This is a genomic window from Pseudomonas sp. rhizo25, assembly GCF_031931935.1.
GTDB lineage: Bacteria > Pseudomonadota > Gammaproteobacteria > Pseudomonadales > Pseudomonadaceae > Aquipseudomonas > Aquipseudomonas synxantha.
Map to the genome: position 1 here is coordinate 1 of NZ_JAUJXA010000045.1, position 968 is coordinate 968.

A 968-nucleotide genomic window follows, 5' to 3' on the forward strand; every position below is an offset into this window, starting at 1 on the left:
CTGATGCCATGACTAGCGTGCAAACGTTGATAACGTTCAGAGCAGTATTGGGCTCCGCGGTCTGAGTGATGGATCAGTGGCAGCGTGCTTCGGCGTTCGCCAACTGCCTTTTCCATCGCCTTGATCACCGACTCGGTATGCAAGCTCTCATGCACATGATGGCCTACGATCTTGCGCGAGTAGGCGTCTGTCACCAGACTCACATAAACCACGCTTTCCTGTGTCGGCAGATAGGTTATGTCTGCAACCCAGACCTGCTCTGGCCTATTGGCCACAATCTGCTCCTGACCCGCTTTGAGCAGGTTAGGATGGCGGCGAAAGCGGTGATGGCTGTCTGTCGTTTTGTGGTAAGCCCGTTTGCGCACAACCAGTTCTCGAGCGTTGCGCAGGATGCTAAACAGGCGGTCTCTGCCGACCCGCACTGATGCGCCGACTTCGACGCTCATCAGGTAATGCAGCTTGCGCGTGCCTATCCGCGGCTGGCGGCGGCGCTTTTCAAGAACAAAGTCCATGACTTCTTGATCTTGACGAGCCCTCTCGTCGAAAGCCCGATTGCGTTGGTAATACGCTTGGCGCGAAATGCCCATGAACAGGCAAGCCCTGGTGACGCTCAGGCCTTGGATTTGCCCTTGCGAGAGGACTTGCCGGGTCGCTTTTTTACGATGGAAACACCGTAGTCATTCTTCAGAACATTCACGACGGCTTCGAAGAATTGCGCTTTCTGATTGCTTAGCGCCAGCTGTTCTTCGAGCTCTTTGATCCGCTGCTCGGGGGTCAGCGGGAGGGTTGGCTCGGTCATGGACCTGCTCCTCGGTTCTCGAATTGAGGCGCCTTGGCTCCAGTCCTGCCGGCCATGCTTGCGTAGCCAGACCAGTACCGTGGACCGGCCCTGAATGCCGTAGCGCCGTTGAGCCTCTTTATAACTCAACTCGCCCTTTTCGATCTGGTCTACGACCGATAATTTAAAG

Annotated in this window: 1 pseudogene; it reads right to left on the reverse strand. The window is 56.0% G+C overall.

Annotated features, from left to right (window positions below):
- A pseudogene (locus QZR30_RS27855) lies at positions 1–968 on the reverse strand (IS3 family transposase); the annotation flags it as partial.